Consider the following 14,763-nt stretch of genomic DNA (forward strand, 5'->3'; position numbering starts at 1 on the left):
GGTTCGGAAGAGTCTGCACGTTTTCCCGGCGCCGATAGGATCGCACACATGGCTGATTCCCTGACCTGGTCCGACGTGCTCACCACTCTTCTGGAGCGTCGTGATCTCAGCGTCTGGGAGTCCACCTGGGCCATGCGCCAGATCATGCGCGGCGACGTGACCCAGGCTCAGCTCGCCGGCTTCCTCGTCGCTCTCCGGGCCAAGGGGGAGACGATCGACGAGATCGTCGGCTTCCGCGACGCCATCCTCGAGGCGGCCGTCCCGCTGCCCGTGTCGCCCGACGTCCTCGACATCGTCGGCACCGGCGGCGACCGTGTCGGCACGGTCAACGTCTCGACGACCGCCGCGGTCATCATCGGCGCCACCGGCATCCCGGTCGTCAAGCACGGGAACCGTGCTGCCAGCTCGGCCTCGGGGTCGTCCGACGTGCTGAGCGCACTCGGGCTGGAACTCACCCTCGATCCTGCAGCCGTCTCGTCGATCCTCGACCGCACAGGCATCACGTTCGCGTGGGCCGGTGCCTTCCACCCGGGGTTCAAGCACGCGGGGGCTGTCCGGGCCGAACTCGGCGTCCCCACCGTCTTCAACATGCTCGGCCCGCTGTGCAACCCGGCTCGCGCGGAGGCGAACGCCGTCGGTGTGGCTCAGCTCGAGCGTGTCCCCCTCATCACGGGTGTGTTCCGCACTCGAGGCGCGACGGCGCTGGTGTTCCGCGGAGACGACGGGCTCGACGAGTTGACCACCACGGGGCACAGTCGCATCTGGGAGGTCACGCGCGGTGACATCCACGAGCACGACCTCGACCCGCGGGACCTCGGCATCCCGATCGCGGACCTCGCGGATCTGATCGGCGGGACCCCCGATCACAACGCCGCCGTGCTGCGCAGGACGCTCGACGGCGAGACGGGAGCCGTGCGAGACATCGTCCTGCTCAACGCCGCTGCGGGTATCGTCGCGTTCGAGCTCTCGCAGGATGCGACGCAGGTGCAGCGCCCCATCCTCGAGCGTCTGCGCGAGGGATACGAGCGAGCGGCTGCCGCGGTCGACGACGGCCGCGCGATCGCCAAGCTCGATGAGTGGATCGGCGTGAGCCGCGAGCTCGCGTCGGCGTAGACACCACGATGGATCCCGTAGCCGCTCTGCTCGAGATCGCCTCGCTGCTCGAGCGCGAACGGGCATCCCGATATCGGGCGAAGGCCTTCCGCCAGGCCGCGGCGACCTTGCAGCAGCTGCCGGAGGACGTGCGCGCAGATCCTATGAGGCTGCGTGCGGCGAAGGGGATCGGCGAGTCGACGTTCGCGGTCATCCGGCAGGCGCAGAGCGGAGAAGTGCCCGGCTATCTCGTCGAGCTGCGCGGCGATGTCGAGCCGGAGCGGGTCTCGGAGCTGAGAGCGAAGCTGCGGGGCGATCTGCACGCGCATACGGATTGGTCGGACGGGACGACGCCCATCCCCGTCATGGCGGCGGCTGCGCGAGCGCTCGGACACGAGTACCAGGCGATCACCGACCACTCACCGCGCCTCAGGGTCGCCCGAGGGCTCTCACCCGAACGGCTGCGCGAGCAGATCCCGCTGGTGCGTGCCGAGACGGGGGACGGATTCACGCTCCTCGCCGGCATCGAGGTCGACATCCTCGAAGACGGCGCCCTCGACCAGGACGACGCGCTGCTGGGCGAGCTCGACATCGTCGTCGCGTCCGTGCATTCCAAACTGCGCATGGACGCGAGGCCGATGACGGCTCGCATGATCGCGGCTGTCTCGCACCCGCGGGTCAACGTCCTCGGCCATTGCACGGGCCGCCTCGTGCAGGGCGAACGCGGCACTCGCCCTGAATCGCAGTTCGATGCAGCAGCGGTCTTCGCGGCGTGCGCGGAGAACGGAGTGGCTGTCGAGATCAACTCCCGGCCCGAACGTCAGGATCCGCCCGACGAGCTGATCGCGATCGCGTTGCAGGCGGGCTGCCTGTTCTCGATCGATTCGGACGCGCACGCACCGGGTCAGCTCTCGCTGCTCGATCACGGTGCGGAACGGGCGGAGCGAGCCGGCGTCCCCGCATCGAGGATCGTCACCACCTGGGGACTCGACCGGCTGCTCGCCTGGGCGAGCTGAGTCAGCCCTCGATCGTCGCGATCGCGGCCACGGCGCGGGTCATCGAGCCTCCGAGGTTCCACTTCTCCGCGAGCGCGGTCGCAGCATCGACCTCGGACGGGTCGAGCGGACGGAGTGCGTCGCTCGGCACCGCGATGTCGAGGTCGGGCGCCACGGCTACCACGGTCGGGGCGACATCGAGGTAGTCCGCCGCGGCGAGGATCTTCGCGCGAACGCCGGCGCTCATGCCCTCGCCGGCTGCGGCCGCCTCTCGGATGCCCACCAGATCGCCATGGGCCTGGAGGAGAGTGGCTGCTGTCTTCTCTCCGACGCCTGCGACGCCGGGCAGTCCGTCGGAGGCGTCGCCGCGCATCGTCGCGAAGTCGGCGTACTGGCTGGGCAGCACGCCGTACTTCGCCACCACGACGGCATCCGTGACGATCTCGAGGTTGCTCATGCCCCGAGCCGTGTAGATGACGCGGATGTTCCTCGAGTCGTCGACGAGCTGGAACAGATCCCGATCGCCTGTGACGATGTCGACAGGCATGGTCGCGTGCGTCGCGAGGGTGCCGATGACGTCATCGGCCTCGTGCTCGGCGACCCCGATGATCGGGATGCCGAGCGCTCCGAGCGTCTGACGGATCAGAGGGATCTGCGCCTCGAGCGGATCCGGGACCTCTTCGACGTCGGGACCGGCGGTGACGACCTCGACGACTCGATGCTCCTTGTAGCTGGGGATCAGGTCGACGCGCCACTGGGGCCGCCAGTCGTCGTCCCAGCATGCGACCACGTGGGTCGGCTCGTACAGGGTGACCAGCTTCGCGATGATGTCGAGCAGCCCTCGCGCGGCGTTGATGGGAGACCCGTCGGGGGCCGTGACCTTGTCGGGCACTCCGTAGAAGGCGCGGAAGTAGAGGCTTGCGGTGTCGAGCAGAAGAAGCTTGTCGGCGCGGGGCATGGAGACAGTCTGTCAGCGCGCCGAGCGAGGATGTTATCGAGTCCGTCATATCGCCCCGTGATCTGATAGCCTTGATTGTCACTCGTGGCGTGTCTATGCATGCCCTGGTGTCGAAAACCAAATCCATCGCTGCAGAGCTCATCGTCGGCCGTGCGCGGCCGGAGCGCTCAGCCCGAGTCTCCATTCACAAGGACAACCCACTACATGACTACCGCAACGACCGCCCCGGCCACCAAGCAGGTCGCGATCAATGACATCGGATCTGCTGAAGACTTCCTGGCCGCGGTCGAGAAGACCCTGAAGTTCTTCAACGACGGCGACATCATCGAGGGAACGATCGTCAAGATCGACCGCGATGAGGTCCTCCTCGACGTCGGATACAAGACCGAGGGTGTCATCCCCTCGCGCGAGCTCTCGATCAAGCACGACGTCGACCCCAACGAGGTCGTCAAGGTCGGCGACGAGGTCGAGGCCCTGGTTCTCCAGAAGGAGGACAAGGAAGGCCGTCTGATCCTCTCCAAGAAGCGTGCGCAGTACGAGCGCGCCTGGGGAGACGTCGAGAAGATCAAGGAGAACGACGGCGTCGTCACCGGAACGGTCATCGAGGTCGTCAAGGGTGGACTCATTGTCGACATCGGTCTCCGTGGCTTCCTGCCGGCCTCGCTCATCGAGCTGCGCCGCGTCCGCGACCTCACGCCGTACCTCGGCCAGGAGATCGAGGCCAAGATCCTCGAGCTCGACAAGAACCGCAACAACGTCGTGCTCAGCCGCCGTGCGCTGCTCGAGCAGACGCAGTCGGAGTCGCGCACCACGTTCCTGAACAACCTCCACAAGGGTCAGGTCCGCAAGGGTGTCGTGTCGTCGATCGTCAACTTCGGTGCGTTCGTCGACCTGGGCGGCGTGGACGGCCTCGTGCACGTCTCCGAGCTGTCCTGGAAGCACATCGAGCACGCCTCCGAGGTCGTCGAGGTCGGCCAGGAGGTCACCGTCGAGATCCTCGAGGTCGACCTCGACCGCGAGCGCGTCTCCCTGTCGCTGAAGGCGACGCAGGAGGACCCGTGGCAGGTCTTCGCCCGCACCCACGCGATCGGTCAGGTCACGCCGGGTAAGGTCACCAAGCTCGTTCCGTTCGGTGCGTTCGTTCGCGTCGCAGACGGCATCGAGGGCCTCGTCCACATCTCCGAGCTCTCCAGCAAGCACGTCGAGCTGGCCGAGCAGGTCGTGTCGGTCGGCGAAGAGGTCTTCGTCAAGGTCATCGACATCGACCTCGAGCGTCGCCGCATCTCGCTCTCGCTGAAGCAGGCGAACGAGGCCGTCGACGTCAACGGCACCGAGTTCGACCCGGCGCTCTACGGCATGCTCGCCGAGTACGACGAGGCCGGCGAGTACAAGTACCCGGAGGGCTTCGACCCCGAGACCGGTGCGTGGAAGGAAGGCTTCGACACCCAGCGCGAGGCATGGGAGCAGGAGTACGCTGCAGCCCAGGCTCGCTGGGAGGCCCACAAGGCTCAGGTTGCCAAGGCAGCCGAGGCCGAGGCGGCCGCTGGCGACGACTTCGGCGGCCAGGTCTTCTCGAGCGAGGTCGCAGGCGCGGGCACGCTCGCTGACGACGAGGCTCTCGCCGCTCTGCGCGAGAAGCTCTCGGGCGGCAACGCTTAAGCATCACGCTCTGAACGGGCCGTCATCCTTCGGGATGGCGGCCCGTTCTGCGTCGTCGTCGCCTGTGGCGGCTACGTGACCGAACATTACGGCGGCATTCGTAACATTGCGCGGGCCCCGCCAGCATGGGGATATGACATCCCTGCTCGCACACCCGCGCGTCGACGCGTCGGTCGACGACCGCACGGCGCAGTCCGTGCGGTTGCGAGAGGTCGGGCGGAGCTTTCCGATCGGGCGAGGACGCCGCGATGTTCTCCGCGGAGTCGACATCGAGGTGGCGGCCGGCGAGATCATCGCCGTCGTCGGACCCTCGGGATGCGGCAAGTCGACTCTCCTGCGCCTCATCGGCGGACTGGACGCGCCCTCCAGCGGCAGCATCCTGCTCGATGACTCGGGTATCGCGGACGTCGATGAGCGCACCGCTGTCGCTTTCCAGGAGCCACGGCTTCTGCCCTGGAGGACGATCTCGCAGAACGTCGAGCTCGGCCTTCCGCGGGGCACGGCACGCCGAGACGGTCGCGAACGCGTGCGCGAGCTGCTCGAACTGGTCGGCCTCGAACAGGCAGCTGATCAGCGCCCGCGCGAAGTGTCAGGCGGTATGGCGCAGCGTGCCTCGCTCGCACGCGCCCTCGCTCGGAACCCCGGAGTGCTGCTGCTGGATGAGCCGTTCGGCGCGCTCGACGCCCTCACCCGCCTGCGGATGCACGATCTGCTGCTGAAGATCCACGCGGCAGAACCCACCACCGTCCTCCTCGTCACGCACGATGTCGAAGAGGCCCTCTACTTGGCTGACCGCGTGCTGCTGCTGCGCACACTCGACGCCGACGCCGGCACGGATGCGCGCTCGATCGTGCGCACGATCACCGTGCCGGGCATCCGCCCCCGCGACCGCGCCGATCGCGGTCTCGCGGACCTCCGCGCCGAGCTCCTCGAAGGACTCGGCGTCGACACCCACCACCGCACTGCCACCGAGGAGACCCGATGAGCACCATCACCCGCCGAATCATCCCTGCGATCGCTGTCGCCGGGACGATGATGCTCGTCGCCACCGGGTGCGTCGCCGGTGAGAACGCCACGGCCTCCGACGCGTCGAAGAATGACGCCGCCGCGGCCGGCGAGTGGTCTTCCGACACCCTGTCGATCGACTTCGCCACTTACAACCCCCTGAGCCTCGTGATCCGCGACCAGGGCATCCTCGAGGAGATCCTGGGTGACGACGTCGACGTCGAGTGGGTGCAGTCCGCCGGCTCCAACAAGGCCAACGAGCTGCTGCGCTCCGGCTCGATCGATGTGGGATCGACCGCGGGTTCCGCCGCGCTCCTCGCCCGTGCGAACGGATCGCCCATTCAGGTCATCGACATCTTCTCGCAGCCGGAGTGGTCGGCGATCGTCGTCGGACCCGACAGCGACATCACCTCGGTCGAGGATCTCGCGGGCAAGTCGGTCGCTGCGACGAAGGGCACGGACCCCTATTTCTTCCTGCTGCAGTCCCTCGAGGAAGCAGGACTCTCGGTCGACGACGTCGAGGTGCAGAACCTCCAGCACGCCGACGGACGTGCAGCGCTCGACGGCGGTTCGGTCGACGCCTGGGCCGGACTCGACCCGATCATGGCCGCAGCCGAGGTGGAGTCGGGCGACCAGCTCATCTATCGCAACGTCGACTTCAACACCTACGGATTCCTGAACGCCACCGAGGACTTCATCGAGAACCACGCCGACCTCGCCCAGGCCGTCGTCGATGCGTACGAGCAGGCGCGCGAGTGGGCGCTCGAGAACCCCGACGAGACGGCCGCGCTGCTGGCCGAGGTCGCGGGCATCGACATCGAGGTCGCGAAGACCGTCATCACCGAACGCTCGAACCTCGATGTGAGCGGCATCCCAGGAGACGACCAGGTCGCGGTGCTCGAGAAGATCGCTCCCGTGCTCGTCGACTCCGGTGATGTCCAGGGCGGCGAGGACTCGGTCGACAAGGCGCTGGACTCGATCGTGAACGCCACCTTCGCAGAGAAGGCGGTCGGAGGCGAGTGACCGACCAGACGGTGGTGGTCCCCGCCGACGCGCGTGAGGCGCTCGACGCCGCTCGAGGTGTCCGTCGGCGGCCCGAGGTGGGCGCGCGGCATGCGTGGGACCGTCCGGCAGTGCGGATCGCTGGCGGGTTCCTGCTGCCTGTCCTCATCCTCATCGCGTGGCAGGTCGTGACGACCACCGGAGTCGTCGCGCCCTACCTGCTGCCGTCTCCGGAATCCGTCTTCGCTGCCGGTGTCGAGCTGGCCGAGCGGGGGCTGCTCTGGACGCACATCGCGATCTCGGTGCAGCGCGTGCTGCTCGGCTTCGCGATCGGATCAGTGATCGGACTCGCGATCGCGGGGATCGTCGGGCTCTCGAGGATAGGCGACGTGCTGCTCAGCCCGACGCTCTCGGCAGTCCGTGCGGTCCCGTCCCTGGCCTGGGTGCCGCTGCTCATCCTCTGGATGCAGATCGGTGAGGAGTCGAAGGTGACGCTGATCGCGATCGGCGCCTTCTTCCCCGTCTACACCACGGTCGCGTCGGCGCTCCGCCATGTCGATCCACTCCTGGTCGAGGCCGGGCGCTCGTTCAGCCTCCGCGGATGGTCGCTGTTCCGCACCGTGCAGCTGCCCGCTGTCGTGCCGTCGGTCGTCGCAGGTCTCCGACTCGCTCTCGCGCAGGCCTGGCTGTTCCTCGTCGCCGCGGAGCTCATCGCCTCGTCGATGGGGCTCGGGTTCCTGCTCACGGACTCGCAGAACAGCGGACGCGTCGACAGGATCATCCTGTCGATCGTCCTGCTCGCGCTTCTCGGCACGATCACGAACGCTCTTCTCGTGCTGGTCGAGAAGTATCTGCTCAGACGGTGGGTGTGACCGTGACGGAAGCTCGTCTGCATGAGATCCGCACCTACTCGGCGCCTGCCGGGTTCGCCGCGACAGCGAACGTGACTGCTGAGGCGTACGCGCGGGCGGCGTCCGACCCGACACTGTTCTGGGAGCAGGCGGCCGAGCGGCTCGACTGGGCCGAGCCCTGGCACACGGCTCACGAATGGGATCCGCCCGTGGGGGATGCGGTTCCCGCCGCACGATGGTTCGTCGGCGGACAGCTCAACGTCGCGTACAACTGCGTCGACCGCCACGTCGAGGCCGGGCGCGGCGACAAGGTCGCGCTGCACTTCGAGGGCGAGCCGGGCGACCGCATCGCCGTGACATACTCCGACCTCCAGGACAGGGTCTCGCGTGCGGCCAACGCGCTCATCGCACTCGGCATCCGACCGGGCGACCGCGTCGTCATCTACCTCCCGGTGCTGATCGAGACGGTCGTGATCACCCTCGCCTGCGCGCGCGTCGGAGCCGTGCACTCACTGGTGTTCGGCGGGTTCTCCGCCGAGGCGGTGCGGTTCCGGCTCGCGGACACCGGCGCAAAGCTGCTCGTGACGAGCGACGGCCAGTTCCGCCGGGGCACCGCCACCGAGGTCAAGTCGACGGCCGACACCGCTGCCGCGGATCTTCCCGACCTCGAGCACGTCGTCGTGCTCCGGCGTACCGGACAGGACGTCCCGTGGACGGAAGGGCGCGACGTGTGGTGGCACGACGTCGTCGACACCGCCTCCTCCCGGCATGAGCCCGACGCATTCGATGCCGAGCATCCGCTCTTCATCATCTACACGTCAGGCACCACGGGGAAGCCGAAGGGGCTCGTCCACACCTCGGGCGGGTACCTCACGCACGCGAGTTGGGCGCACTGGGCGCACTTCGACGCGAAACCCGACGACGTGCACTGGTGCACGGCGGACCTCGCGTGGGTGACGGCCCACACATACGAGATCTACGGCCCGCTCTCGAACGGGCTGACGCAGGTCATCTACGAGGGGACGCCGGACGCGCCGAACCGCGAACGCCATCTCGAGATCATCGAGCGCTACGGCGTGACCGTCTACTACACCGCACCCACGCTCATCCGCACCTTCATGACGTGGTTCGGCGCAGAGCTGCCGCAGGGGCACGACCTCTCGACGCTGCGTCTGCTCGGAACGGTCGGGGAAGCGATCAACCCCGAAGCCTGGATCTGGTTCCGTCGCAACTTCGGGCGCGACGAGCTCCCGGTGGTCGACACCTGGTGGCAGTCCGAGACCGGAGCAGCGATGATCGCGCCTCTTCCGGGAGTGACGACGCTCAAGCCCGGCTCTGCATCCATGCCGCTGCCCGGGATCGACGCGACCGTCGTCGACGCGAACGGCGATGAGGTCGCGCCCGGAAGATCCGGAACGCTCGTGGTGCGGCGCCCGTGGCCGGGAATGGCGCGGACCGTGTGGGGCGACCCGCAGCGCTACCGCGATGCGTACTGGTCGGCGTATGCCGGACAGGGCGAGCACGGCGGATACTATGTCGCCGGCGACGGGGCGACGCGCGATGCCGACGGCTACATCTGGATCCTCGGCCGCCTCGACGACGTCGTGAACGTGTCCGGCCACAGGCTCTCGACGATCGAGATCGAATCCGCGCTCGTGGCCCACGACACGGTGGGGGAGGCCGGTACCGCAGGCGTCTCCGATCCCGTCACCGGGCAGGCCGTGGTCGCGTTCGTCACCGCATCAGGACGCGCGGAGGTCTCGACTTCGCAGCTGCGCGGACAGGTCGCCACGGCGATCGGCCCCGTCGCCAAGCCGAAGCACATCGTCGTGGTCCCCGACCTCCCCAAGACGCGCTCCGGCAAGATCATGCGACGGCTGCTCGCACAGCTGTGGGAGGCCGAGCAGGATCGCCGCGCCGGACGAGCACCCGCCCCGCTCGGGGACACGACATCTCTCCAGAACCCGTGGGCCGTCGACGACATCGCCGCCGTGCTCGAGACCGCTGAACTGAGGACATGATGACGGAAGAACACCGCTTCGGCTTTCGCACGAGGGCTCTCCACGCCGGCGGCACTCCCGATGCCGCGACGGGTGCCCGCGCCGTGCCGATCTACCAGACGACCTCCTTCGTCTTCGAGGATGCGACGGATGCCGGTAACCTCTTCGCGCTGCAGAAGTACGGCAACATCTACTCGCGCATCGGCAACCCCACCGTCGCTGCGCTCGAGGAACGGCTGGCATCGCTCGAGGGCGGGATCGGTGCGGTCGCGACAGCATCCGGCATGAGCGCGGAGTTCATCACGTTCGCCGCGCTCGTCGGAGCCGGTGACCACGTGGTGGCCTCCGCCCAGCTGTACGGAGGCACGGTGACGCAGCTCGACGTGACGCTGCGCCGGTTCGGCGTGGAGACGACCTTCGTCGCATCCACCGACCCCGCCGACTACGCCGCCGCGATCCGCCCCGAGACCAAGGTCGTCTACGTGGAGATGATCGGCAACCCGTCGGGTGAGATCGCCGACATCGAAGGCCTCGCGGAGGTCGCGCATGCCGCCGGTGTGCCGCTCGTCGTCGACGCGACCCTCGCCACTCCGTACCTCGCACGGCCGCTCGAGCACGGCGCCGACATCGTCATCCACTCGGTGACGAAGTTCCTCGGGGGCCACGGCACCACACTCGGCGGCGTCGTGATCGAGAAGGGCAACTTCGACTGGGGCAACGGACGGTTCCCGCAGATGACAGAGCCAGTCGAGTCCTACGGCGGCATCAAATGGTGGGACAACTTCGGCGAGTACGGGTTCCTCACCAAGCTCCGCACCGAGCAGCTTCGCGACATCGGTCCGGCACTCAGCCCGCAGTCGGCGTTCAACCTCCTGCAGGGAGTCGAGACGCTGCCGCAGCGCATCGACGCGCACCTCGCGAACGCGCGGGTCGTCGCCGAGTGGCTCGACTCGGACCCCCGGGTCGAGTACGTGACCTGGGCGGGCCTGGCTCATCACCCGCACCATGAGCGCGCTGCGAAGTACCTGCCGCTCGGCCCTGGGTCGGTGTTCGCCTTCGGTGTGAAGGCCGATGACGGCCGTGCCGCGGGGGAGACCCTCATCGAGAACCTCCAGCTCGCGTCCCATCTCGCGAACATCGGCGATGCGCGCACGCTCGTGATCCATCCGGCATCCACCACCCATCGTCAGCTCACGGAACAGCAGCTCTTCGCCGCGGGCGTGCGCCCTGACCTCATCCGCATCTCGGTGGGTCTCGAGGACGCCGAAGACATCATCTGGGATCTCGATCAGGCCCTCACGACAGCGACAGGAGCGACCCGATGAGCGGAATCGAGACCACGGGCGCCGAGGCCTGCGCGCTTCCGACTGCGCAGGACATCGCATCCTGCGCGCTCCCCGGGTCCTCGCCGGCGCAGCCCGACCGCACCTGGATCGGACCCGGCCAGCAGGAGCGCTTCAGCATCCTCCGGCGCGCGAGATCCGTCGCCATCGTCGGTGCGTCGAACAACCCTGCGCGGGCGTCGTACTTCGTGGCGACCTATCTGCTCTCCAGCACCGCGTATGACGTGTACCTCGTCAACCCGCGGGAGGCGGAGATCCTCGGACAGCCGGTCTACGCCTCACTTGCAGACCTGCCTGTGGTGCCCGACATCGTCGACGTGTTCCGCCGGCACGACGACCTGCCGGGGGTGGCCCAGGAGGCGATCGAGGCCGGCGCGCACACGCTCTGGCTGCAGCTGGGTTCATGGAACGAGGATGCCGCCGCGATCGCCGAGGGGGCGGGGCTCTCGGTGGTGATGGATCGGTGCATCAAGATCGAGCATGCCCGGTTCCATGGAGGGCTCCACCTCGCCGGATTCGACACCGGGGTCATCAGCTCGCGTCGGCAGCTGCTGGCGCGATGACCCGAGCTCGCGGTCGAGCCTAGACTGGCGAGATGCCTCTCATCGCTCTCACCGGCGGCATCGCCTCGGGCAAGTCGACCATCGCGCGACGACTCGCAGAACTCGGAGCAGTCGTCGTCGACGCCGATCAGATCGTGCGCGACGTGCAGGCGCCAGGCTCTGCGGTGCTGGCACGGATCGAGGACGTCTTCGGCGCCGATGTCATCGACGCGGACGGCGCACTCGACCGGGCTGCCCTGGGCGCCAAGGTGTTCGGCGATCCCGAGCAGCTGGCGCGGCTGAACGCGATCGTCCACCCCGCGGTGCGTGCCGAGTCGCAGCGTCGATTCGAGGAGGCCGCCTCCGCCGGTCCCGAGACCGTCGTCGTGTACGACGTCCCTCTTCTGGTCGAGGCGCGGGTCGATGACCCGTGGGATCTGATCGTCGTGGCCCATGCACCAGCGGACGAGCGCAGGCGGCGGCTCGTCGAACTGCGCGGCATGGCGGAGCAGGCGGCCCAGGAACGGATCGACGCGCAGGTGTCCGACGAGCGTCGGCTCGCGATCGCCGACGAGGTCATCGAGACCGCAGGTTCACTGGAGGAGACGATCCGGCAGACCGACGCCCTGTGGGTGCGGATCCGCTCGTCGTGACCTTCACCGGTCACACACCCGGGTCTCCCGCCTATCGGCGTCTCATCGTCGGGCTGTTCTTCGCCGGCATCGCGACGTTCGCGCAGCTGTACTCGCCGCAGGCCGTGCTGCCGCAACTCTCGTCGAACCTGGGGATCACGCCTGCCACCGCGGCGCTCGCGGTGTCGGCTGCGACGCTCGGTCTGGCGGCGGCCGTCGTTCCGTGGTCGATGGTCGCAGACCGCATGGGGCGGGTTCCCGCCATGGGGATCGGCATCCTCACAGCGACGGCGCTGGGGGTTCTCGCGCCCTTCAGCACCGGCATGGAGATGCTGCTGGCACTGCGGCTGCTCGAGGGCGTGGCGCTGGGCGCCGTGCCCGCGGTGGCGCTCGCATATCTCAGCGAGGAGGTGAGCGCACGCGATGCCGCGACTGCAGCGGGGAGCTACATAGCCGGGACGACCGTGGGCGGCCTGCTCGGTCGTGTCCTGTCGGGATTGGCCGGCGAGCCATGGGGATGGCGCGCGGGCATCTGGACCGTCGCCGGTGTGTGCGCGGTGGCAGCGGTCCTGTTCCTCTGGCTCACTCCGAAGGCTCAGGGGTTCGTGCCTGGTCGATTTCGACACGACGCGTCGCCACGGATGCTTGCGCGCCTGGCGATGCCGCTGCGCTCCGCGACGCAGCTCGCGCTCTACATGCAGGGCTTTCTTCTGATGGGCGCCTTCGTCGCGGTGTACAACTACCTCGGGTTCCACCTGATCGACGCGCCGTTCGCCCTTCCGGGGTGGGTGGTCACGCTGCTGTTCCTGGCCTATCTCGCAGGTACCGTCTCGTCGCCGACAGCAGGTGCGCTCGCATCCCGCTTCGGCCGGTATCCGGTGCTGCTCGCCTCGATCGCCGTGATGGCCGTCGGCGCCCTCGCCATGTTGAGCCAGGTGCTCTTCGCGGTGATCGTCGGGCTGCTGCTCTTCACCGCCGGCTTCTTCGGCGCGCATGCCGTCGCCTCGGGGTGGGCTCCCGCCGCAGCCGCCTCCGACAGCAGGGCGCAGGCATCGTCGCTCTACTATTTCGGCTACTACGCGGGGTCGAGCCTCTTCGGCTGGGCGCTGGGGATCGTGTTCGGCACGGCTGACTGGGCGTGGTTCGTGGCGGTGATCGTGGCGATGTGCGCGGTGTCCGCGGCGCTGGCGGCACGCGCCCTGCGGCAGGCGTCGACCGGCCGCGTATGATCACGAAGCGGCACCTCATCGCCGTCGCTCACTGCCACTGTCGACCGGGAGGATCGCCTCATGCGCCTGACCTATCTCGCCGCCTACGATCGTGAGCTGCGCACGGACGCCGAGGTGACGCACGCGCTCAGCGTGGCGATGCACGGACCGCTGCGACTCGCCGTCTTCCCCGGCGGGCGCGGGTTCGTGTCGTACTCGGACCTCGATGGCCACGACTCCGGCGGAATCGAAGAGCTCATCGACGTCGCGCTCGCGCACTTCACGACCCTCAGCGGCATCGATTCGATCGAGTGGAAGACGCGAGGGCATGATCGTGCGCCTGGGCTCGGCCGGGCTCTGGAGAGCCGTGGGTTCGTGCCTGAGGACGAGGAGTCGGTGATGATCGGCGAGGCGGCGGCGCTCGCCCAGCCCGTCGACCTTCCCTCTGAGGTGGAGCTCCGACGGGCGCGCACCGAGGCCGAGGTGTTCGCGATGGAGGAGATGCAGGGGAGGGTCTTCGGCGATCCGCAGTGGCGCGTGCGCGTCGAGACGACGCTGCAGCGCATCCGGGAAGATGACACCGTGGAGCTCTGGACGGCTGTGGCTGATGGAGCGGTGATCAGCGCTGGACGCCTGGAGCCCGTGGCCGGCACCCGCTTCGCCGGTCTGTGGGGCGGAGCGACGCTGCCCGAATGGCGGGGTCGAGGGATCTACAGAGCGCTGACGGCGGAGCGCGCGCGATCCGCCCTCGCGCTCGGCAAGCGGTACCTGCAGTCGGATTGCACCGAGTTCTCGCGGCCGATCCTCGAGCGTGCGGGACTCGTCAAGGTCTCGACCACCACGCCCTACGTGTGGACGCGGCCGGCTGACTGACCGGCACCGCCCTCTCGACGCCTGCGCGCCAGGCGGCGCGCGCCCACGACGACGACGATGACGAGGCCCACCAGCAGCAGGGCGGCCACGACGGGGATGACGATCGCCGTGATCGCGAGCATGAACGATGCCCCGTCCTCAGCCGTGCTCAGGACAGGAGCCGCAAGGCCGCCGGTCACGGTGTTCGCGGCGACACGCGCGGTGGCCTTCGCGATGTGCACGACCAGGGCGATCGCGATGCCGGAGACCACCGGCACCCAGGCGTTGTCGGTGAAGAACGCGGCAGGGTCGTCGACCGCGATCGTCTGAGCGCCCGAGCCGGCGCCGAAGGCGATGCCACCGGATGCCGGACGCAGAATGCTCTGGATCACGTCGTTCAGGGAGTCGAGCGCAGGGATCTTGTCGGCCACGACCTCCAGCAGCAGCAGCCCGCCGAGGATCCAGAGCGCGAGATCGCTCGACAGCCACGACCACGAGGCCGGCAGCACCACGGAGGGAAGCAGCCGATCGGCGAGGCCCAGCAGGAACAGCGGCATCCAGGCGTTGAGGCCCGCAGACGCGGCGAGACTGGTGCCGATGAGGAACTCGATCACGCCCCCACTC

The 14,763-nt window shown here is 68.4% G+C and carries 14 protein-coding genes; 12 read left to right on the top strand and 2 right to left on the bottom strand.

From position 1 onward, the window contains the following. Positions 1–48: 48 nt before the first annotated feature. Complete coding sequence (gene trpD / locus OPU70_RS00480) at positions 49–1,113, top strand: anthranilate phosphoribosyltransferase (protein WP_042538391.1); 1,065 nt, start codon at positions 49–51, stop codon at positions 1,111–1,113. An 8-nt stretch (positions 1,114–1,121) separates the two neighbouring features. After that, positions 1,122–2,108, top strand: a complete 987-nt coding sequence (locus OPU70_RS00485) for a PHP domain-containing protein (RefSeq protein WP_498556946.1) — start codon at positions 1,122–1,124, stop codon at positions 2,106–2,108. A 1-nt stretch (position 2,109) separates the two neighbouring features. On the opposite strand, the gene OPU70_RS00490 is transcribed toward OPU70_RS00485, so the two are convergent. Next, complete coding sequence (locus tag OPU70_RS00490) at positions 2,110–3,045, bottom strand: 5'-3' exonuclease (RefSeq protein WP_367819680.1); 936 nt, start codon at positions 3,043–3,045, stop codon at positions 2,110–2,112. Positions 3,046–3,249: 204 nt separating this feature from the next. Between OPU70_RS00490 and rpsA the strand changes: the two genes are divergently transcribed. The 10 genes from rpsA to OPU70_RS00540 all read left to right on the top strand — a co-directional run bounded on the left by rpsA (position 3,250) and on the right by OPU70_RS00540 (position 14,160). Then, complete coding sequence (gene rpsA / locus OPU70_RS00495; RefSeq protein WP_056377208.1) at positions 3,250–4,704, top strand: 30S ribosomal protein S1; 1,455 nt, start codon at positions 3,250–3,252, stop codon at positions 4,702–4,704. Between the two features lie 133 nt (positions 4,705–4,837). Next, positions 4,838–5,689, top strand: a complete 852-nt coding sequence (locus tag OPU70_RS00500; protein WP_498556947.1) for an ABC transporter ATP-binding protein — start codon at positions 4,838–4,840, stop codon at positions 5,687–5,689. Then, positions 5,686–6,732 carry an aliphatic sulfonate ABC transporter substrate-binding protein gene (locus tag OPU70_RS00505; protein ID WP_498556948.1) on the top strand — a complete coding sequence of 349 codons (1,047 nt, stop codon included), beginning with the start codon at positions 5,686–5,688 and terminating at the stop codon, positions 6,730–6,732. The genes OPU70_RS00500 and OPU70_RS00505 overlap by 4 nt, the downstream gene beginning before the upstream one ends. Beyond that, complete coding sequence (locus OPU70_RS00510) at positions 6,729–7,583, top strand: ABC transporter permease (protein ID WP_052492997.1); 855 nt, start codon at positions 6,729–6,731, stop codon at positions 7,581–7,583. Before OPU70_RS00505 ends, OPU70_RS00510 begins: the two co-directional genes overlap by 4 nt. Positions 7,584–7,585: 2 nt before the next feature. Then, the gene (acs, locus tag OPU70_RS00515) at positions 7,586–9,583 is read left to right on the top strand and encodes an acetate--CoA ligase (protein WP_498556949.1); all 1,998 of its coding nucleotides are present in this window, start codon (positions 7,586–7,588) and stop codon (positions 9,581–9,583) included. Further along, positions 9,583–10,887 (top strand): O-acetylhomoserine aminocarboxypropyltransferase/cysteine synthase family protein, encoded by a 1,305-nt coding sequence (locus tag OPU70_RS00520; RefSeq protein ID WP_498557225.1) that lies wholly within the window; start codon positions 9,583–9,585, stop codon positions 10,885–10,887. The genes acs and OPU70_RS00520 overlap by 1 nt, the downstream gene beginning before the upstream one ends. Further along, complete coding sequence (locus tag OPU70_RS00525) at positions 10,884–11,468, top strand: CoA-binding protein (RefSeq protein ID WP_079113069.1); 585 nt, start codon at positions 10,884–10,886, stop codon at positions 11,466–11,468. Before OPU70_RS00520 ends, OPU70_RS00525 begins: the two co-directional genes overlap by 4 nt. Positions 11,469–11,500: 32 nt before the next feature. Beyond that, positions 11,501–12,100, top strand: a complete 600-nt coding sequence (gene coaE / locus OPU70_RS00530; RefSeq protein ID WP_498556950.1) for a dephospho-CoA kinase — start codon at positions 11,501–11,503, stop codon at positions 12,098–12,100. Beyond that, positions 12,076–13,308, top strand: a complete 1,233-nt coding sequence (locus OPU70_RS00535) for an MFS transporter (RefSeq protein ID WP_498556951.1) — start codon at positions 12,076–12,078, stop codon at positions 13,306–13,308. Before coaE ends, OPU70_RS00535 begins: the two co-directional genes overlap by 25 nt. A gap of 60 nt (positions 13,309–13,368) precedes the next feature. Then, positions 13,369–14,160 (top strand): GNAT family N-acetyltransferase, encoded by a 792-nt coding sequence (locus OPU70_RS00540; RefSeq protein WP_042541610.1) that lies wholly within the window; start codon positions 13,369–13,371, stop codon positions 14,158–14,160. Here OPU70_RS00540 and OPU70_RS00545 read toward each other — a convergent pair. Further along, a complete protein-coding gene (locus OPU70_RS00545) occupies positions 14,133–14,753 on the bottom strand; it encodes a DUF4126 domain-containing protein (RefSeq protein ID WP_042541609.1) in 621 nt (206 codons plus the stop codon). The two genes, OPU70_RS00540 and OPU70_RS00545, sit on opposite strands and share 28 nt — an antisense overlap. Positions 14,754–14,763: the final 10 nt, after the last annotated feature.

This window comes from Microbacterium sp. SWDP-B6, from assembly GCF_059803615.1.